Genomic DNA, 21,506 nt, shown 5'->3' with positions numbered 1-21,506 from the left:
ATACGCCTTTGTTAAACTTTATCGTATGAAACTATCAGTAAGATATATCGTCATCATCATTGTCTGTCTTTTCACGGTCCAACTTCAAGCAGGATTACTCAACGGCATGTTCAATGTCAGACAAATAGGAAATACCGAAGGACTTAGCAGCCAACGTGTATTCTCCATTATAGAGGATAACCATAGTGTAATCTGGATTGCAACAAAAGATGGGATAGATCGTTATAACGGACAAAGCGTAAAAAACTATACCCTTCAAGGAAATTTTTATTACGGTGACATGGCCGGACGCCGCATCCGATTATTATATGACCATCACAACAGATTATGGGCGTACGATCACACAGGGAGAATCTATCAATACTCAGCTAAGACCGACAGCTTTGAGCCAGTATTATACTTAGGAGAATACATTAATGGAGAAATCATTCTCAATAAGTTATGTATAGATGCAGATGGAACATTATGGATTGGATTAAGCAAAGGGCTTTACAGAAAAACAGCCAACGAAAAAATTTCCCTTGTTGTCCCACAACAATATATCAACGATATTACTTGCGTAGGAGATTCACTTTTTGCAGGGAGTTCTACTGGTGTCTTACAACTTTCATGTTCTCATCCTTCTCGTCCTCAAGTACTTGCTAAAGATAAAAACATACAAACTTTATATTACGATACTATCCAACAGAAGCTTTGGATTGGGACCTTTAACAGCGGCTTGTGGAATATAAATTTGCAAACATCAGCCTTACAGCAAGTGGAGAAACAAAATTCCATTTTTCTCAACCCGATACGCGCCATTACCCCCTACGACAATCATAAACTCCTAATTGGAATTGATGGAGGAGGTGTATATACAGTAGACCAACAAACAGGAGAAGCCCAACTATTTATCAGCACCGAAGATAGCAGTGATGTCTTTTTACAAGGCAACGGAGTATACGCAGTCACCAAAGATCATCAAGGTAATATTTGGATAGGAAGCTATACAGGAGGAGTTTCCGTCGCCATCTTATTAAAATATCCGGTTACTATTTTCACTCATGAAAAGGGGAATCCCCAATCACTGGCAAATAATAATGTCAACGATGTAGAAGAAAATACGAACGGTGATTTATGGTTCGGAACCGATGATGGTATCAGTATTCTAAAAGCCTCAACAACTTATACGTGGAGCCACACACTCAAGTCTACCGTTGCTGTAACACTTTGCAAAGGAGAAAACGGTACAATTTGGGTGGGTACTTACGGTGACGGATTATACCTGCTCGACAAATCAGGAAAAATTATTCAACACCTTACTCAAGGAGCAGGAGAATTGACAACCAATTACATATTTTCGGTAACCAAAGACAATGAAGGTGATTTATGGATAGGTGGAATGGAAGGATGCCTGCAGGTTATAACACAATCAGGAAAAACTAAAAAAATATTCAATACCATAAACTGGATTCACTCCATCGAAGTAATCAATTCAGACCAAATAGCTGTAGCCACAGTAAATGGCTTTTGCATTGTCAACAAAAAGAGTGAGGAAATACGCCGCTATGCCACATGCGAAGATTTTAATCAACAAAATGCAAGTGCATACATTATTTCCATGCTCTTCAACAACGACGGTACCGTATGGTTAGGCACCGAAGGAGGCGGCCTCAGCTTATACAACATGCACACCCACACACTGAAAACATTCACAACGCACGAGGGTATGTTGTCGGATGACGTATATAGTTTGCAACGAGATTCAAAAGGTTGCATATGGGCAAGTACGGGAAAAGGTCTGGCCATTGTAAAAGATTCCAAGGTATTAAACTTAAATTATATCTACGACATTGATAAAGTATACAATAAATCATCCTGCATACGCCTGTCCGACGGACGATTTGCATACGGCAGTACCAGTGGTGTCGTCCTGATAAATCCCAATGCTATAACAGCAGCCAACTATGAAGCCCCGCTTCGTTTCACTGATTTACGGGTAGAATACCTCAATCCACAAGAATCCAAGCAACTGCATCCCTATATTTACCAGATGCTGTTGGATAACAATGTCAGACTCGATTATAAGCATAACTCCTTTATCGTAACTTTCGAGTCCATCAACTACCGTTTTCAACACGACATTGCCTATCAATATATTCTCGACGGTTATGAAAAATCATGGAGCGACTTATCATCAAACGGCACAATACGATATACCAACGTATCGCCGGGAACCTATCTGTTAAAAGTACGCAGCCTGAAAAAGAGCAACGGACAAATCATTTCAGAGCGCACGCTTCCTATTACTGTAGCACAACCCTGGTGGAACTCCTGGTATGCATGGATTATTTATATCTGCCTCATAGGTAGTATATTCTACTTCATATTACGCTACAAAAGCAATCAGTTACAGAAGAAGTATGATGAAGATAAAATAAAGTTCTTCATCGATACAGCTCATGACATTCGAACTCCGGTCACTCTTATTATGGCACCCCTTGAAGATCTTAGCAAAGAACAAGGATTGTCCGATAAAGTCCACTATCTACTGGATATGGCTCGAAACAATACGCACAAGTTACATACTCTTATTACACAACTACTTGAATTTGAAAAAGTAGATACTCATAAAAAGCCAATAGAACTAAGGCCCACCAATATCAATAAACTGCTTACTGAAGAATGTGCCAGTTTTCAATCCTTCTGCGACAAAAAGCAATTGCACTTGGAATTACTTCTGCCAAATCATGAAGTATACGCTTTGTGCGACCAGCATTTGATGGAAATGCTGCTCGACAATTTAATATCCAATGCATGTAAATACACCCAGCCACAAGGTCGTGTCAGTTTGAGCCTGTCATGTAGCAAACAAAAAGTAACTATCGAAGTAAAAGATACTGGAATAGGTATTCCTACCCAAGCGAAAAGTCAACTGTTCAACAATGTGTATCGTGCTGAAAATGCCAGAGAATCACAAGAAACAGGTACCGGATTCGGACTTCTGCAAGTACAACGTATCGTTAAAATGTTACATGGAAAAATCAGTTATGAATCAGAACTAAATAAAGGAAGTATCTTCCATGTTACATTACAAAAGGCCGATGCTGTGCCTGCATCTGCCGGAAGTCAGGAAAACAAGACCTACCAAACTCGAGAAATTCACTCCTTTAATATAGGCACTACAGTACATTCCTCTCCCGAGCAACAGGATATGGAAGAACGTACCGACTCCCTCAACACTCTGTTGATAGTAGAAGACCACGAAGAACTCCGCTATTACCTACGCAAAACATTCGAACCAGACTATCGGGTTATCGATATGCCCGACGGAAAAGAAGCTCTCGAATATCTGTCGAAAGAATATCCCGACCTTATTTTATCGGATGTCATGATGCCGGGTATACAAGGAGATGAACTTTGTAAACTGGTCAAAGAAAATCCAGAAACAGCTGGTATTCCTTTCATTCTGCTTACAGCAAAAACTAATTACGATGCCGTAGTCGAAGGATTGAAGAAAGGAGCCGATGACTATATTCCTAAACCTTTCAGCACTGAAATCCTAAAACTGAAAGTACAAGGGCTTATTGAAAACAGGAACAGGCAACGGGCTTTCATCATGCGACAGGTTTTGAAAGAAGTAGGAAACGTACAGCCTGATTCCAACGAACCATCTGTTTCGGATACAATCCAACCTGCAAACAAAGTAGATGAGGTCCAGTCCTCTTTATCCGAAAGTGACCATGCTTTTGTCATACGTGCTACCCAGCTTGTAATTGAAAATATCAGCAATGCCGATTTCAACATCAACAGTTTATGTCAGGAAATGGCTATGAGCCGTACACTGTTTTACAGTCGACTTAAGTCATTGACAGGGAAAGCCCCTCAGGAATTCATTCGCATCATACGCCTTCAGAAAGCGGCCGAATTACTAAAACAAGGAAGAAATGTGACAGAAGTAGCCACCGATACAGGCTTTATCAATGTAAAATATTTCAGCATGCTGTTCAAAAAACAATTTGGCATCCAGCCAAGCAAATACGAACAAGAGCATACAGATTAACCCGTTTCAAGACAAGAAATCAGTTATCATACTTTTTCCTTCATGCCGGTAAGCAGCAATGTTTACTGGCTTTTTTTATATTATCCCGCTCAATAAGGTAATAAATACCCCAATTCATAGGCAGAATACAGTTTTTCAAGTACATAAAGCTATCAGGATAAACAAAATTGTCAGCAATCAAACCTTATATGTCAGCTATCTGACCATCCATTTTACACACAATCATCATTTTTGCAACAGCCAAAGAGGAAAAAGATATCCTTTTTAGCCAGACATAATTCATTAACCCTATAATTATCTATAATATGAAAAAGGCAAAATTTTTACTTCTATTCTTAATGTGTTCTATGTATCAGTCCTGCTCATCTGATGAAAGCAACTTGGAATCACCACAAGAACCTCAGGAAAATTTCGTATTCAAAGACGATTTCGAAACATTCGATGAAAGCATCTGGACCAAAGAGAGTCACGAAGCTGGCTGGGTAAACCAGGAATTACAGATTTACGATGCAGCCCATGTATCGGTCGGAACCGACGAAGGGCGATCTGTCCTGATACTGACAGCAGAACGAAAGGGAGATAAAATCTATTCCGGACGAGTAAACAGTCAGGGGAAAAAGAGTTTCCAATATGGCAAAATAGAAGCAAGCATCAAGCTTCCCAAAACCGCAAATGGATTATGGCCGGCTTTCTGGATGATGGGTGACAATGACATGCCATGGCCTCAATGTGGAGAAATCGACATCATGGAAATGGGCCAACAGAACGGAATCACTGCCGGTACGACAGAAACCTACCTGAATACCGCCATCCATTACGGTACGGATTACGAAAGCGGACATCGTCAGGAATATCATGCCGACAACGTAGCTCAAAGTCTGCAAGACGGCAACTACCATTCTTACTTACTGGAATGGAACGAGAATACCTTAACCGTAAGTATCGACAACGTAAAGTTCCACACATTCGACATCAGCAAAATCAGCGGACGTTACGAATATTTCCATCATGACTTCTATCTCCTGTTCAACCTCGCTGTAGGAGGAAGTTTTACAGGTATTACCAACATAGATGACATTACAGCTTTGAAAGACGGAGAAAAAGTCAATATGTACATTGACTGGATAAAAGTGTATTAACCCTAATAATATAAACTATGAGAACAAAAAATTGTAAGTACACATTATTATGCGGAACACTCTCACTTTGTTTTATAGGTGGAGTTCCACCCATGCAGGCGATTGCCCAAACTACCCATTCGGCTGTTGAGCAACAAACCACTGCCGTAACAGGCGTTGTAACAGATGCAACGGGTCCTGTCATCGGAGCATCAGTTATTGAAAAAGGAAATACGACCAATGGTACCATCACCGACTTAGATGGTAAATTCACCTTGAATATCCGTCCTGGAGCAACCTTAGTCATCAGTTATATAGGATATAAAACCGTAGAAATAGCAGCCAGCAAGAAGCCCCTGAAAATTGTCATGTCGGAAGACAGTAAAGTGCTGAACGAAGTTGTCGTAACAGCATTGGGTATCAAGCGTGAACGTAAAGCACTGGGATACGGTGTAGACGAAGTAAAAGGTGAATCACTGACCAAGGCCAAGGAAACCAACGTAATCAACTCCATGGCAGGTCGTGTACCGGGACTGGTTGTCAGCCAGACAGCCGGAGGTCCTTCCGGATCTACCCGAGTTATCTTACGTGGTAGTACAGAAATGACAGGAAACAACCAGCCGTTGTACGTCATCGATGGAGTGCCCCTCGACAATACCAATTATGGTAGCGCCGGAACTTCCGGAGGTTTCGACCTGGGTGATGGTATTTCCAGCATCAACCCCGATGATATTGAAAACATGTCCGTACTGAAAGGTCCTGCCGCTTCAGCTCTTTACGGTAGCCGTGCCAGCCACGGAGTCATCCTCATCACGACCAAGAAGGCAAACGGTAAAGAAAAGTTCAGCGTAGAATACAACGGTACCCTGACTTTCGATACCCAGCTGGCCAAATGGAACGACATACAGCAAGTATATGGTATGGGTAGCAACGGAACATACAGCATCGATGCCATCTCGAATACGAACAAGAGCTGGGGACCGAAAGCCGACGGCAGCAACATGCTGAAATACTTCGACGGCGTAGAACGCCCCTACCTGATTATTCCAGACAATACATCTGCATTCTTCCGTACAGGTCTGACTGCAACAAATACGGCTATCATCAGCGCCAATAGTGGACACACCGGCGTACGTTTTACTTATACCGATATGAGAAACAAAGATATCGTTCCTCAGTCGAACATGAGCCGTGATATCTTCAACTTACGTACCAATACCAGCTTGGGAAAGGTTGACGTAGATTTCAGTGCCAACTATACTCGTGAAGCTGTAAAGAATCGTCCGGCACTGGGCGACAGCAAATCGAATATCGGAAAGAACCTGATGACACTGTCAACGACATACAACCAGGAATGGCTGAAAACCTATCAGGATGAAAACGGTGAATATTCCAACTGGAACGGTATGGATCCGTATAACATAAACCCTTACTGGGATGTTTACAAGAACTCAAATAATTCAAAGAAAGACCAGTTCCGTTTCAACGGTAAGGCAATCTGGAACATCAACAAGCATCTGAAACTGCAAGGAACCATCGGTGCCGAATTGAATTATTTCATTTTCGAAGACTTCAAGGCACCTACAACTCCTGGATACGAAGCCGGTTACTTGCAGAACAGTAACTTCCGCAACCGTATGTACAACTTCGAACTGCTGGCTCTTTACAACAATACATGGGGAGATTTTGATTTCAACGCTACCTTGGGTGGAAACATTTATAAGGTAAACAATCAGACCACAATCACAACCGCACAGGATATGCAGATTCGCGATGTAGTAGCCTTGATGAGTTTCAACGAAACCAGTCTGGAGCAAAACAGCTACCGCAAGCAAATCAATTCAGTTTACGGAGCGGTAAACGTAGGCTGGAAACATTTGGTTTATCTCGATGCAACCTTGCGTGGCGACCAGTCGTCTACCCTGCCAATCGGAAACAATGTATACATTTACCCGTCATTCTCGGGCAGTTTCGTCTTTTCCGAACTGCTGAAACAAAGCGACCTGATGCCTTACGGAAAATTCCGTCTGTCATGGGCACAGGTAGGTAGTGACACCGATCCGTATCAGTTGGGACTGGTTTATACCAAATCTAAATTTACTTATCCAGGGTACACCATCGGTTATATCAACAATTCGACCATGCCAAACAAGAACTTAAAACCAACAAAAACCAACTCCTTTGAACTTGGTCTGGAAATGAAGTTCTTAAAAAACCGTATTGGACTCGATTTTACTTATTATACCCAAAACAGTAAGAACCAGATTATGGGTATGGCAAGTTCATGGACTACCGGTTATAATTACCGCCTCATCAACGCCGGTGAAATTGAGAACAAAGGTATTGAAATAGCCCTCAACACCCGTCCGGTACAACTCAAGGATTTCTCTTGGGACTTGAACCTGAACTTCTCAAAGAACAGCAACAAGGTTAAGAAGCTGGTGGACGACATGGATATGTTCGAACTTGAAAAAGCTGCATGGCTGGATGTACAAGTCGCAGCCAAAGTAGGTGAAAACTTCGGCTCCATCGTAGGTCCGGATTTCAAACGCAATGAAAACGGTGATATTCTGATCGACCCGCAGACCGGACTTCCTCAATACGACAAGAGCAACCACGTTTTGGGTAATGCTTCATGGGACTGGACCGGTGGTGTCGGAACGACTCTTACCTATAAAAACCTGTCACTGTCTGCCCTCTTCGATATCAAAGTAGGAGCCGATCTTTACTCTATGTCAGCCCGTGCTTCTTACGAATCAGGAAAGAGCAAGGAAACACTTGCCGGACGTGAAGAATGGTATCGTTCTGAAGAACAGCGTCAGGCTGCCGGAATTGCAAAAGGCTCTCCCGACTGGACTCCGACTGGTGGTTTCATCGCTCCGGGTGTAATCGACAATGGCGACGGAACTTATCGTCCGAACGACATCTACATCAATCCGGAAGACTACTGGATGAGTGTCTGCCGAAACGCTCCTTCCATGTTTATCTACGATAACTCCTACATCAAGTGCCGTGAAATCACATTGAGTTACAGAGTTCCCGAAACATGGTTGAAGAATGTAGTAAAAGGACTCACGGTTTCGTTCGTAGCACGTAACCCGTTCATCGTATGGAAGAACATTCCTAACATTGACCCGGATTCGAACTACAACAACACTACCGGTATGGGATTGGAATACGGTTCACTGCCGTCACGCAGAAGTTACGGCTTCAATGTCAATCTCAAATTCTAACAATATTCATCGTTCAATATATTAAAGTAGATATACAATGAAAAACTATAAATCATACCTTACCTTGATATTGACGGCATTCACCCTGCTCTTCACCGCATGTAGTGATGAGTACATGGAAAGTATGAATACAGACCCGTCGAAAGCCGCAACCATCGATCCGAATGCACAGCTCACCACAGCTCAGTTGCAGACTTACGGCGACTTGAGTATGGTGGAAATCTACAGAAACTACCTGTACGCCTTCAACCAGCAGCTGATGGGATGCTGGAATACAACCAACTACGGAGGAAGACACACTGTCGATAACAATGAAATGGGACGCATCTGGACTACATTTTATACAAATGCCATTAAGAACCTGACCGATGCACAATATCGTACGACCGACAACCCCGACAAAGTAAATATCAACGCTGCCGTACGTATCTACAGAGTATACCTGATGTCACTCATTACAGACATTCACGGAGATGTACCTTACAGTGAAGCCGGAAAAGGATTTTTGGAAGAAAAGTTCAACCCTCGTTACGACACACAGGAAGAAATATACAATGATTTCTTTACAGAACTCAAGGCAGCCGGCAACAGTCTGGATGCCAGCAAGGACAAAATCACAGGAGATGTAATCTACAACGGCGATGTAAGCAAATGGAAAAAACTTGCCAATTCACTAAGACTGAGATTTGCCATGCGTATCTCCAACGTAGCTCCTCAAAAAGCTCAGCAAGAGTTTGAAGCAGCCCTGCAAGATGAAGGAGGTATTTTTCAGAGCAGCGACGACGACGCACTGATTCAATACATGGAAAAATCATTCAGTTTCGGACAAGAAACCTACACCGACTACCGTGGTAACGCTTTGTCTCAGTTATTATTCGGTAATGACCCGGCAAATAACCCGAGCTACCTCTGCTCTACCCTCTTCAACCATCTGTATAATACTGGCGACCCTCGTACATTTATGATCGGACGTTGCTATTACGACGGACTGATGAGTTCCACCAGCCCCGACAATCGTATCGACCTGACGAACGAAATGCTTGAAAAAGGTATAGACTTCCATCCGTGCGATCCGGGAGCTTATTCCTGGGAACCCTGGCCGGCAGGATACGACAGCGACATTCTGAAAGAACTGGCAGAAACAAATCCTTCGGTAACCGTGAGCGTATCTCGTGAAACCGAGCCCAAACTGGCCAGCAACTTCCTGAAAAGTACCAATCCCGGCGTAGTCATAACCTATGCAGAAGTAAAGTTCCTGCTGGCAGAAGCATCGCTGAAAAAATGGAACGCCGGAAGTGAATCAGTAGAAGATTTATACAAAGAAGGTGTACGTGCCGCTATAGACTTTCTGACAGACAATTACGGATGCGACCAGGTATCGGACGAAGCCTTCAACGAATACATCAGCAACAACGGAATAGGCTATACTAACGAACAAAAGAAAGAAGCCATTAATACTCAGGCATGGATTCTTCACTTCACCAATCCTGCCGAATGTTGGGCAAACATACGCCGTTCCGGTTACCCGAAATTGAAATCACCGGCAGAATATGGTTTCGGACAATACCTCACAGGCGGAACAGAAATTCCGGTACGCCTTTGCTATCCGGTGCTGGAATCTTCTTACAACAAAGCAAGTTACGAAGAAGCATTAAGTCGCATGGGAGGAACAGACAACTGGTATACTCCGGTATGGTGGGACAAAGATGCAACAAAATAACAACCATTTTTAAATTCGAATCAATATGAAAAAGATATATTCCATACTATTGATGATGCTTGCCTTGAGTTTTGGACTCATTGCCTGCACGGAAGAAACTCCCTTTTCTACAGCAACAGAAAATGATGATCCCCGCATTCTCGACCCGTTGTTTCCCGACCGCGTTAACGGCGAACTGCCCGTTGTTTCAAACATCAGTCGCGATGCCAATTTCTCGATGACTCTTACCGTTACTCCAGCCGATTATACAACCGTTGCATGGTTCATCGACGGAGAAGAAATACAGACCGGAAAAGAAATTGACCTCGCACTGAAAGCAGGAACTTATCACCTGAAAGTGACTGCTACAACCAACATCGGTAAATCGACCTACCGTGAAGGACTTATTCAGGTAAATCCCTTGGCAGACGACCCCTGGGCTACGGAAGTTGCCTTTGAACGCATCATTGCCGCAGGAGAAAAAGCACAGCTTTATGGCGACAATCTCAATAAAGTAAAGAGCATCGTCATTGGTGGAAAAACAGCAACCGATGTCGCTTACACCGACAACGGAGCCAACAGCTACATTGAATACACTGTACCGGCAGACCTGACAGACGGAACGTATCGAATCATCCTTGTAGACGATGGAGGCAATGAATACGGAGGAAACAAAGTAACCGTTACACACGATGCACTTATCACAGCTGGTTCGGAACGCATCACAGCAAACAGTGAATGGGTAATGACAGGTATCAACCTCAACCAGATTGCATCGTTCACTTTCGCCGGACAGACCATAACCAGCTTTACCCGACAGTCGGCTACCGAAATAGCCTTTACCTGTCCTTCTCTGGAAGACGGAGAATACGCACTTACCGGAAAAACTACCTCGGGCAAAGAAGTAATGTTCTATACAAGCGAAGGAAACATCGCAGAACAGACTGTAGTCGTATCTTCGGAAAGAGTTTTGTGGGAGGGTCATCACTACGTATCATGGGATTTGCCTGATGATGATCCGAACAAGACTTTCAACCTGATTGGAAAAGATGTATTTGCCACCCTTAAGGCAGGTGCTGTATTGAGCATCCATTATTCCGTAAATCCGGCAGATGCATACCATCAGTTGCGTACCACAACCGGCTGGTGGAACGACCTGCCAGGCACCTCTGTCATCGAATTCCAGGAAGACGGAGTAAAACAAGTACAACTCACACAGGAAGTACTGGATAAGATTCAGACAGAAGATGGCTTCTTATGCATCGGACACGGATATTATGTAGATAGAATCAGCGTACAATAATACACTTAATAGCATTATGATACACCAAAAAATTGCCTTAAATTTATTTTCCATAGCAATAGCTGCCTGTTCCATACAGGCAGCTCCACCGGTAGCAATCGCTAAAGATGCCAAACTGGAACAACAAGTAGAAACGACTCTCTCGAAGATGACGCTGGAAGAGAAGATCGGACAGATGACCGAACTTTCCATTGATGTGCTGGGAAGTTTCGTTGATGGAGAATTCCAACTTGATGAAGCTAAACTGCACAAGGCTATAGCCGAATACAAAGTCGGATCGTTTCTGAATGCACCGGGCCCAGTCGCACAAGACAGAGCCAAGTGGCAGGAAATCATAGGAGCTATCCAATCTATGTCGATGAAAGAAATAGGCATTCCCTGCATTTACGGTCTGGACCAGAATCATGGAACAACTTATACGCTGGACGGAACACTTTTCCCGCAGAACATCAACCTGGGAGCTTCTTTCAACCCCGACCTGGCATACGAAGCAGCCCGTGTAACAGCATACGAAACTCGTGCCAGCGACTGTCCGTGGACATACTCTCCTACCGTCGACATGGCACGCGATCCACGTTGGTCGCGCGTGTGGGAAAACTACGGTGAAGATTGTCTGGTAAACGCCATCATGGGAAGTACAGCCGTCCGCGGATTTCAGGGAGATGACCCCAACCATATTCCAGCCGACCGTATCGCTACCTCGGTAAAACATTACATGGGTTACAGCCTGCCACGTACAGGAAAAGACCGTACTCCTGCCTATATTCCTGTATCGGAGTTGCGCGAAAAATGCTTTGCTCCTTTCAAGGAATGCGTAGAAGCAGGAGCACTGACCATCATGGTCAACAGTGGTTCTATCAACGGCGTTCCCGTTCACTCCAACCATGAACTGCTGACGAAATGGTTGAAAGAAGACCTCGGATGGGACGGAATGCTGATTACCGACTGGGCCGACATCAATAATCTGTATACCCGTGAACGTATTGCAGCCACCAAAAAAGAAGCAATCCAGATAGCCATCAATGCCGGTATAGATATGGCTATGGAACCCTACGACTTGAACTTCTGTACACTGTTGAAAGAGCTGGTAAAAGAAAATAAGGTACCGATGAGTCGTATAGACGATGCCGTACGTCGTGTCCTCCGGCTGAAGTATCGTCTGGGGCTCTTCGAGCGCCCCAATACCCAACCCAAGGAATATCCTTTGTTTGGCAGCAAGGAACATGCCGAACTGGCTCTCCGTGCAGCCGAAGAATCGGAAATCTTGCTGAAGAACCAGAACAACATTCTGCCATTGGCTAAGGGCAAGAAACTGCTGGTAACCGGTCCGAACGCCAACTCCATGCGTTGTCTGAACGGTGGCTGGAGCTATTCATGGCAAGGACATCTGGCAGACAGATTTGCCGGAAAGTACAATACCATCTACGAAGCCCTGTGCAACAAGTTCGGTGCCGAAAATATCACTCTTGAACAAGGTGTAACTTACAAGCCGGAAGGTGCTTATACCGAAGAAAACGAACCGGAAATTGAAAAAGCCGTAGCTGCTGCAAAGAACGTTGACATCATCATCGCCTGCATCGGTGAAAACTCGTATTGCGAAACACCGGGTAATCTTTCCGACCTGACTATTTCACCCAGCCAGCGTGAACTCGTTAAGGCACTGGCTGCTACCGGTAAACCGATTGTCCTGATATTGAACGAAGGCAGACCTCGTCTGATAAACGATCTGGAACCTCTTGCCAGCGGAATCATCAACATACTGCTGCCGGGTAATTACGGAGCAGATGCTTTGGCAAATATTCTGGCAGGCGATGTCAATCCGAGTGCCAAGATGCCTTACACCTACCCGCGTCATCAGGCAGCACTTACGACTTACGATTACCGGGTAAGCGAAGAAATGGATAAGATGGAAGGAGCCTACGACTACGATGCCGTCATTTCCGTACAGTGGCCGTTTGGTTACGGATTAAGCTACACTACATTCTCGTACAGCAACCTGCGTGTAAACCACACCTCATTCACTGCTACCGATGAACTTCAGTTCTCAGTAGATGTAACCAATACCGGAAACCGTGTGGGAAAAGAAACAGTCATGCTGTTCAGCAGCGATCTGGTAGCCTCGCTTGTACCCGAAAACCGCAGACTGCGTGCCTTCCAGAAAATAGAATTAAAGCCGGGTGAAACCAAGACTATCACCTTGACCATTAAAGCCAGCGACCTCGCATTTGTTGGAGCCGACGGTAAATGGATTCTCGAGCAGGGTGATTTCCGTATGCAAAGCGGCAATCAGACACTGAACATTACGTGCAGCCAGACACACAAATGGGATTCACCTAACAAATAACAGTTTATTCAAAGTTGCTCAATTTTGAGCAATTAGCACTCAAAACGCATAAAAGTGGGATAGTATTGCTTAACACAATATTATCCCACTTTTTTAAATATATTTATATCGGTATATTTCCACCAGCAATTACTTTTTACACAGAAGAAGTACAAGAGAAATATAGATTTCAATTTAAGAAAACATTTACAATGTAATGCTGCCTAAGTAATTATACACGACCTCTCCCTCTACATAAGGCAAAAGATCGTTATAGCCATCTACTCGAATAATATCCATATCCAATGATTTTTTCCCATATTCCTTATTTAATGTTGACCAGCCAAAATCGAAATTTTCTCCTTTCGAAAATACCATAATCTTTTTCTCCGGAAGTTTTACCGGCTGATTTTTAAACTTAACATATACATATAAAGTAGCCATAGGTTTATTGTACGCAGGGACACGAGCATATTCTCGCATGCCATAAAAACCTTTGGCACGTGTTTTATCAACGGGAAGAGAAGTAAACAGAGAAGCATTTGCAAAATGAAATGCACATTCTTCCCATAGGCAGTAACGAAGTTTACTCAAATCATTCTGCTGCTTGGTCTTTACATCTGTACAAGAAAAGCCAGACAAAGGAAAACACTCCTTAGCCATATCATATTGTTGCAATTCCGACAAGCATTTTAAACGAAAGACTTTTGAAAAATCGGCCTTTCCCAATTCCTGCTGAAGTGTTGCCAGATAAGTCTTACGCATTTCCTCCAATGCAAAAGGATCTGCTGACGCCTGTTTAAATTGCTCAGGAACACACAATGAAATATACTTGTCTACAACTTTTTCATCTACTGGAGTCTGATAAAGTTTCAATGCATAAATATATAAAATAGAAGGAGTCAGGTCTACAGCTCCCTCAACTGAAGACAACATACAATCAGACATTACATTTCCACAGGTTAAAGCTTCATTCAGACTGATACAGAAGCGTTTCCCTCCTCCTTCAGCCATGACAACCAACGGCTTTTCAGGCTGTGTATAAATTCCCATGGACTCATATAGTTTTTTATCATATCCGGGTATAGAAGTAATAACAACTTTTAAGCCATCAATATCTCGTTCATAAACGGAACTTAAACTACCTTGTTCATCGACTGTCCGCATAAATAAATATCCTGAAGAAGCTGGCTTACCAATAATAAGAGTATCACCCTGTTCGTAGTTTTTTCCATTACAAGCTACGATTGCCTGTTGTGCATAAACATCTGTCATCATCAGGCTCCCAACAAATGCCATTGCACAGCATAAAAGTTTTGTTTTCATAAGTAAAGTTTAGATTCAACATATGCAAATATAGCAAAATTTCGATAAAGGCCTTTATTCATCGATAAAACAGACAAAGAATCTTCAGATAACATCGTTTCTTCTTCTTTTTTTCTTCAGCAGATTCCACTGATTTTTTGTACAAAACATTTTAGAATTTGTACAAATTTTCAAAAAACGTCGAGAGAAATTTCAAAGTACAAGCGCAAAAGTTATATCAAACAATAGCAATCATGCTTTTTCCACCCTTCACGCCCTTCACCATCCCCGCTCAAGACAGGAAATCCGATAGAATGGAATGCTAAAAAGCCCAAGTCCAAGCCATGTGAAGGATGTGAAGGGCAAAACAAGATACAAATAATACTTAATAATCAATAAATATACATTTCTTATATAAAATACCTCTAAACAATTATATAAATTTCATAGTTTTGTAATTTGATACAACCTCAAACTAAACATTATATGATACTAAACAGACCCCTACTATTGCGAGCTTTAGCAGGAGCTTTGTTGTGCGCACCAGTCTGTGCATCGGCTGGAAATATAAGCCATTACAATGCAGCAACAGAAGCTAAAGTTTTTCCATGGAAGAAAAAAAAGAACAAAGAAAAGACGGAGGAAGTAAGTAAAACCGACTTTGAAAAAATTGCATCCGAAGGCAATCTCGTTGCCCGAGGCATGTTCAATGTGTATGCACAAGACGACAAGTACTATTTTGAAATCCCTGTTTCACTGCTTCAGCGTGACATGCTGGTGGTGAACAAATTGCAAAGGGTGCCTTTCGAACTGAATGATGCCGGTGTGAATCGTGGCACAAACTACGAAACTCAGATGATACGCTTTGAATGGAACAAGCAGGCGAAGAAAATCATGGTACGGCAGAGCCGCCCGCTGCCGGAATCGCCCGAACATGATGCCATAACCCGCTCGGTTCGGGATAACTTCATATCTCCACTTATCGACGATTTCAAAGTAGAAGCTTGCAGTGCCGATTCTGCTTCGGTATTGATTCAGATAAACGACATTTACGACGGCTCGGAAACCAGCATCAACAATGTTTTTGATAATATCAATCTGGGCACTTCGGCGGTAAAGGATTTATCACGCATCATTTCGATAAAGGCTTTCCCCAACAACATCGTGGCAACTTCCGAACTGACTACGAAAGTGCGTGAGGGAATGTCGTCGGTCAACGTTACTGTAGAGGTAAGTTCTTCGCTTGTATTGCTGCCGGAAAAACCGATGATGGGACGTCTTGACAACCCGAAAGTGGGATACTTCACTAAGGATTTGCTCTACTTCAGCGACTCTCAGCAGAAAACGGAAGAGAAAAAATACATCACACGCTGGCGACTGGAACCGAAACCGGAAGACCGAGAGGCGTATCTGCGCGGAGAACTCGTAGAACCGGAAAAGCCGATTGTATTTTATATTGAAAATTCTACTCCCTACCGCTGGCGGAAATATATCAAGCAGGGTATAGAAGACTGGCAGATAGCTTTCGAACGTGCCGGATTCAAAAATGCAATCATAGCCAAGGAACTGCCCGACAGCATAGCGGCAAATGCTGATGACATCAACTATTCGGTTGTAACGTATGCGGCTTCGTCGAAAGCCAATGCGATGGGTCCGTCTATTCTCGACCCGCGTTCGGGAGAAATTCTGGAAGCGGACATCATGTGGTGGCACAATGTCATCTCGATGGTGCAGGAATGGATCACCGTTCAGACGGGTGCCATCGACCCGAGAGCACGGGGAACGAAGCTGCCCGACGAAATGATGGGAGATGCCATCCGTTTTGTGGCTTGTCACGAGGTAGGACATTCGCTGGGATTGCGCCATAACATGATGGGTTCGTGGACCTTCCCTACGGATTCACTTCGCTCGAAAAGCTTTACAGACCGGATGAATTCTACAGCATCGTCTATCATGGATTATGCCCGTTATAATTACGTGGCACAGCCCGGCGACGGAGTTACAGCTGTGTCGCCGCATATCGGTCCGTACGATATCTTTGCCATCGAATACGGTTACCGCTGGTACGGTCTGCCTACTCCGGAAGCAGAAAAGGATGTGTTATACAACTTTCTGAACAAACACAACGGACGATTGTATAAATACAGTGAGGCACAAGACCCTCGTTCGGCAGTCGATCCGAGAGCACAGAATGAGGATTTGGGAGATGACCCGGTACGTTCTTCGGAACTGGGCATAGCCAACCTGAAACGTATCGTACCCGAAATCATCAAGTGGACGACTACAGGAGAGAAGGGACAGACTTACGAAGAGGCTTCACGCCTGTATTATGCAGTGATCTTGCAATGGAATAATTACTTGTACCACGCAATGGCAAATATCGGCGGTATTTATATAGAGAATACTACAGTTGGCGACGGAGTGAAAACGTATACGTACGTAGAAAAGGAAAAGCAGGAAGCTGCACTCGATTTTCTACTGAATGAAGTACTTTGCTATCCGCGCTGGCTGTTCGATACAGAGATTTCCGACTATACGTTCCTGCTGCGCAAAAATCCGACGGGGGTAATAGAATATGCTCCGAGCCAGATTCTGAAAAATACGCAGGGATATATCTTCTGGGATCTGCTCGCCAACGAACGACTGATGCGTATGCTTGAAAATGAGTTGAAGAATGGCAAAAAGGCATTTACCGTAGTACAGATGATGGACAAGATGCATAATTCCATTTTTGCAACGACCATTAAGGGAGGTACTCCCGACGTTATGGAGCGTAACTTGCAAAAAGGATTCCTTGATGCACTGATTACGGCTGCGGCTGAAAGTGAGGGGGTAAAAATAAACAAGCAACTGACCGCAACAAGTGGCAATCCGTATCTGTTTCATCACACGCCATGGTGCAGTCATGATGAATTTACTTTCGAACAGGCCGAACGTATGGGGGATAAACGTGAGCTGAGTTTCTATGGCGGACAGGTAAATCGTATATCAGATGCCATATCAGTTAAACGGGGGGAATTGCTGCGTATCAAGAAATTGCTGGAATCAAGACGCAACACATCGGATACAGCAGCACGCTATCATTACGACGACATGATTCTTCGTATCAATACAGCACTGGGACTGAACGACTAATCTCGTTCTTCCCGTGCCGATGCACAAAAACAAATACTAAACTATTTAATACAAAATCAACAACATTTTTTTCAATGAAGAAATCCTTATTATTGACTTTGCTGCTCATCGTGCACGTATGTGCAGCATGGGCAGCCGACAAGGTAATTACCGGTAACGTAATTGCTGATGACGATAAACAGCCACTGATCGGTGTTTCTGTATATGTTTCTGCAGACGACTTGAAAAAAGCCGGAAGCAACCTGATGTCTTTGGGAGTCGTTACCGATATCGACGGAAACTTCTCCATCTCTGTACCTTCTGGCATAAAAAAACTGCAATGCAGTTATATAGGTTACACTACATTACAAATAGAACTGAAGCCGGGACAAACGCATTATAATGTTTCATTGCAACCTTCATCGACGATGTTGAATGATGTGGTTGTGACCGGTTACCAGACGGTAGAGCGTCGTAAGCTGACTGCGGCCGTTTCCAAAATCGATATATCAGAAGAACGTATCGGTACGGTAAAGAGCGTCGATCAGGCACTCTCGGGGCAAATTGCCGGACTTTCTGCCGTAGCTACTTCTGGAGCTCCCGGCTCTCCTGTAAAAATCCGTATTCGTGGTACGTCATCGCTGAACGGAACGCAGGATCCGCTGTGGGTACTCGATGGTATTCCTTTGGAAGGAACTGATATTCCCAGTCTGGAATCGCTGAAAAACATTGATGATGTACAGCAGTCTTCCATCGCAGGATTGAACCCAGCCGACATTGCCGACATCACAGTATTGAAAGATGCTGCCGCAACGGCTATTTATGGTGCACGCGCAGCAAACGGTGTAATCGTCATCACGACTAAAAACGGTAAGGCAGGAAAGACTAAAATCAACTTCAGTACCCGCCTCACCTGGTCGCCTCAGCAGAATATCGACCGTCTGAACCTGCTGAATGCATCGGAAAAGGTCGATCTGGAATTGCAGCTGATGAAAAGCAACTATGCCATGAATGCCGACAAGGGAGAAGTATACCGTATCTTGAACCGCTACAATGCAATAGATACATTCAAGAAAAATGGTTGGGATGCCCTCTCAAAAGACGCCCAAAACGAAATAAACGCATTGCGTCTGATAAATACCGACTGGAATGATATCTTGCTACAGGATGCATTCAGTCAGGAATATAACTTGAGCTTGTCGGGCGGTAACGAGAAAGCTACTTACTATACGTCACTGGGATATTCGAAGGAACAGGGAAATATTCCCAATGTGGCTTCCGACCGTCTGAACCTTGTGATGAAAGCCAATTATAAGGTGAACCATATCTTAAAATTTGGCGCTTCGGTATTCGTGAACCGCCGCAACAACGATTCATACCTCGCTACTGACGGATTTACCAACCCGATGTTTTATGCACGTATCGCCAATCCGTATCTGACTCCATACGATAAAGATGGAAATTATGTATACGATAGTGATATTCAAAGCGGAAACTCGGATTTGCTGTTCAACACCTTTGAAGAACGACAGAATACCTCGAATGAAACAACAATCAATTCGTTGTCTTCCATCTTCGATGTAGAACTTCGTTTTGACGACCGCTTTAAAATTACTTCTCAGGTGGGATTACAGCTCGACAAGACTTCGCGTGAACAGATTGCCGACCAGGAATCTTTTGCCATGCGTCTGGAACATCAGAACCGACGTAACAACGGAGTTTCTTTTCTTCCGAAGAAAGGTGGTTTCGACAAGAATTATGAAAATTCGGATTCACAAGTAACCTGGAAAACTATGGGTACATACCGCGACACGTATGCTGATATTCACGAATTCGAAATCATGGTCGGTTCGGAACTTCGTCGTACGTGGGCTACGACACTTTACTCGGTGGGCTACGGGTACGACCGCCGTACCATGACCAACCAGCCGGTGGTATTCCCCAGCGAATCACAGGCTTTCCCCTTGCATTCCAAGACTAATGTAGAGAACGCCTATGTATCTGCTTTTTCTACCATGTCTTATTCGCTGCTGAACCGATACACGCTGGGAGGAAGTATCCGTTTCGACGGTTCCGACTTGTTTGGAGTAGACAAGAAATATCGTTACCTGCCACTTTATTCGGTCAGTGCCTTGTGGCGTATCTCAGAAGAACCCTTTACAGAAAATGCGAAGTGGATGGATAATCTGGTGATCCGTGCATCGTATGGTTTGCAGGGAAACATCGACAAGAACACTTCTCCATATCTGCTGGGGAAATATCAGTCGAACGCAAATCCTATCCTTCCTGGAAACACGGAAGACATGATTGTGGTAAACTCGGCACCAAACGACAAGTTGCGCTGGGAAAAGACTCACTCCGTAAACGTGGGAATGGACTTTGCCGTCCTGAATCAGGCTATCAACCTGAGCGTAGACTATTATTACCGCAAGGGAGTAGACTTGATCGGCATGCAGATGCTTCCGCTGGAAACAGGATTTACCTCGACTAATATCAACTGGGCAAGTATGACAAACAAGGGTATTGAAATAGCTTTGTCTACACGAAACATACATACCAAATCGTTTATGTGGACTACAACTTTCAACTTTGCCTACAACCAGAATAAGGTATTGAAAGAAGCTATACGAGAAGATGCCACTTACCCAAGCCGTGAAGGTTATCCGGCTGGAGCAATCTTTGCTTTCCCTTATGCCGGCATAGACGAAAACGGACAGATGACATTCTATAACAAGGAAACGGGCAAGGTGGAATCGATGAAAGAATTCTTTAAAATACAGGAATTCGGATTTGGAGCTTACGACTTGAGCAACGAAGAACTCCGAAATAAGTATGAATATATAGGAACAGCCGATTCACCTTACACTGGAGGTTTTAACAATACGTTTACGTATAAGGCATGGGAACTGGGCATCAACTGTATTTTCAATGCAGGAGGCTATGTACGTGTACAGCCCAGCTACTCACTTACGTCGTTCGACCGCGGACAAAATACGAACCGTGATATTCTGAATCGCTGGACACCGGAAAACCCGAATGGTACGATGCCGGCTCTGGTAGACTCTAATACGGACATGGATGCTTACTTCTTCCTCGACGGAGCTGTAAACCCGTATGCGTATTCCAGCTTGTGGGTGAAGAAACAGAACTACATGCGTATACAAAGTATTCGTCTGGGATATGAACTTCCGTTCGATTTGATAAAAAAACTGGGTATCAGTCAGGCAACCGTGGCTTTGGAAGGTCGTAATCTCTTCGTATTCGGCTCGAGCTACGACAATTATCTCGATCCGGAAACAATGGGTAATCCGTATGCACAGCCTATCCCGAAATCATTTACATTCAGTTTGAATCTTAACTTTTAATTTG

The 21,506-nt window shown here is 43.8% G+C and carries 9 protein-coding genes; 8 read left to right on the top strand and 1 reads right to left on the bottom strand.

Translation table 11 applies throughout. From position 1 onward, the window contains the following. The first annotated feature begins 25 nt into the window (after positions 1-25). The 6 genes from WKT12_RS09220 to WKT12_RS09195 all read left to right on the top strand — a co-directional run bounded on the left by WKT12_RS09220 (position 26) and on the right by WKT12_RS09195 (position 13,739). The gene (locus WKT12_RS09220; RefSeq protein ID WP_340319498.1) at positions 26-4,042 is read left to right on the top strand and encodes a hybrid sensor histidine kinase/response regulator transcription factor; all 4,017 of its coding nucleotides are present in this window, start codon (positions 26-28) and stop codon (positions 4,040-4,042) included. Positions 4,043-4,347: 305 nt separating this feature from the next. Beyond that, a complete protein-coding gene (locus WKT12_RS09215) occupies positions 4,348-5,181 on the top strand; it encodes a glycoside hydrolase family 16 protein (RefSeq protein ID WP_340319497.1) in 834 nt (277 codons plus the stop codon). A gap of 92 nt (positions 5,182-5,273) precedes the next feature. Then, the gene (locus WKT12_RS09210) at positions 5,274-8,393 is read left to right on the top strand and encodes a SusC/RagA family TonB-linked outer membrane protein (protein WP_445323130.1); all 3,120 of its coding nucleotides are present in this window, start codon (positions 5,274-5,276) and stop codon (positions 8,391-8,393) included. 37 nt (positions 8,394-8,430) lie between these two features. Next, the gene (locus tag WKT12_RS09205) at positions 8,431-10,113 is read left to right on the top strand and encodes a SusD/RagB family nutrient-binding outer membrane lipoprotein (protein ID WP_340319496.1); all 1,683 of its coding nucleotides are present in this window, start codon (positions 8,431-8,433) and stop codon (positions 10,111-10,113) included. Positions 10,114-10,138: 25 nt separating this feature from the next. Further along, complete coding sequence (locus WKT12_RS09200; protein ID WP_340319495.1) at positions 10,139-11,395, top strand: hypothetical protein; 1,257 nt, start codon at positions 10,139-10,141, stop codon at positions 11,393-11,395. A 16-nt stretch (positions 11,396-11,411) separates the two neighbouring features. Beyond that, positions 11,412-13,739 carry a glycoside hydrolase family 3 N-terminal domain-containing protein gene (locus tag WKT12_RS09195; protein ID WP_340319494.1) on the top strand — a complete coding sequence of 776 codons (2,328 nt, stop codon included), beginning with the start codon at positions 11,412-11,414 and terminating at the stop codon, positions 13,737-13,739. Between the two features lie 186 nt (positions 13,740-13,925). Here the strand turns inward: WKT12_RS09195 and WKT12_RS09190 are convergent, their stop codons facing one another. Further along, a complete protein-coding gene (locus WKT12_RS09190) occupies positions 13,926-15,044 on the bottom strand; it encodes a DUF4852 domain-containing protein (RefSeq protein ID WP_340319493.1) in 1,119 nt (372 codons plus the stop codon). Between the two features lie 465 nt (positions 15,045-15,509). On the opposite strand from WKT12_RS09190, the gene WKT12_RS09185 reads away from it, so the two are divergent. Further along, positions 15,510-18,158: a zinc-dependent metalloprotease gene (locus WKT12_RS09185; protein ID WP_340319492.1), complete on the top strand. Its 2,649-nt coding sequence runs from the start codon at positions 15,510-15,512 to the stop codon at positions 18,156-18,158. A gap of 74 nt (positions 18,159-18,232) precedes the next feature. Continuing rightward, the gene (locus WKT12_RS09180) at positions 18,233-21,502 is read left to right on the top strand and encodes a SusC/RagA family TonB-linked outer membrane protein (RefSeq protein ID WP_340319491.1); all 3,270 of its coding nucleotides are present in this window, start codon (positions 18,233-18,235) and stop codon (positions 21,500-21,502) included. Positions 21,503-21,506: the final 4 nt, after the last annotated feature.

Source organism: Phocaeicola sp. HCN-6420, from assembly GCF_037890145.1.
Taxonomy (GTDB): domain Bacteria; phylum Bacteroidota; class Bacteroidia; order Bacteroidales; family Bacteroidaceae; genus Phocaeicola.
Note: the sequence above shows the minus strand (reverse complement) of the source record. Positions and strands in the feature narration are given on the sequence as shown.

What these genes read in the sequence shown, in the direction of transcription:
- WKT12_RS09210 (WP_445323130.1), top strand. Translation starts at nt 5,274, where the DNA reads ATGCAGGCGATTGCCCAAACTACCCATTCGGCTGTTGAGCAACAAACC.
- WKT12_RS09180 (WP_340319491.1), top strand. Translation starts at nt 18,233, where the DNA reads ATGAAGAAATCCTTATTATTGACTTTGCTGCTCATCGTGCACGTATGT.
- WKT12_RS09190 (WP_340319493.1), bottom strand. Translation starts at nt 15,044, where the DNA reads ATGAAAACAAAACTTTTATGCTGTGCAATGGCATTTGTTGGGAGCCTG.
- WKT12_RS09185 (WP_340319492.1), top strand. Translation starts at nt 15,510, where the DNA reads ATGATACTAAACAGACCCCTACTATTGCGAGCTTTAGCAGGAGCTTTG.
- WKT12_RS09195 (WP_340319494.1), top strand. Translation starts at nt 11,412, where the DNA reads ATGATACACCAAAAAATTGCCTTAAATTTATTTTCCATAGCAATAGCT.
- WKT12_RS09200 (WP_340319495.1), top strand. Translation starts at nt 10,139, where the DNA reads ATGAAAAAGATATATTCCATACTATTGATGATGCTTGCCTTGAGTTTT.
- WKT12_RS09205 (WP_340319496.1), top strand. Translation starts at nt 8,431, where the DNA reads ATGAAAAACTATAAATCATACCTTACCTTGATATTGACGGCATTCACC.
- WKT12_RS09215 (WP_340319497.1), top strand. Translation starts at nt 4,348, where the DNA reads ATGAAAAAGGCAAAATTTTTACTTCTATTCTTAATGTGTTCTATGTAT.
- WKT12_RS09220 (WP_340319498.1), top strand. Translation starts at nt 26, where the DNA reads ATGAAACTATCAGTAAGATATATCGTCATCATCATTGTCTGTCTTTTC.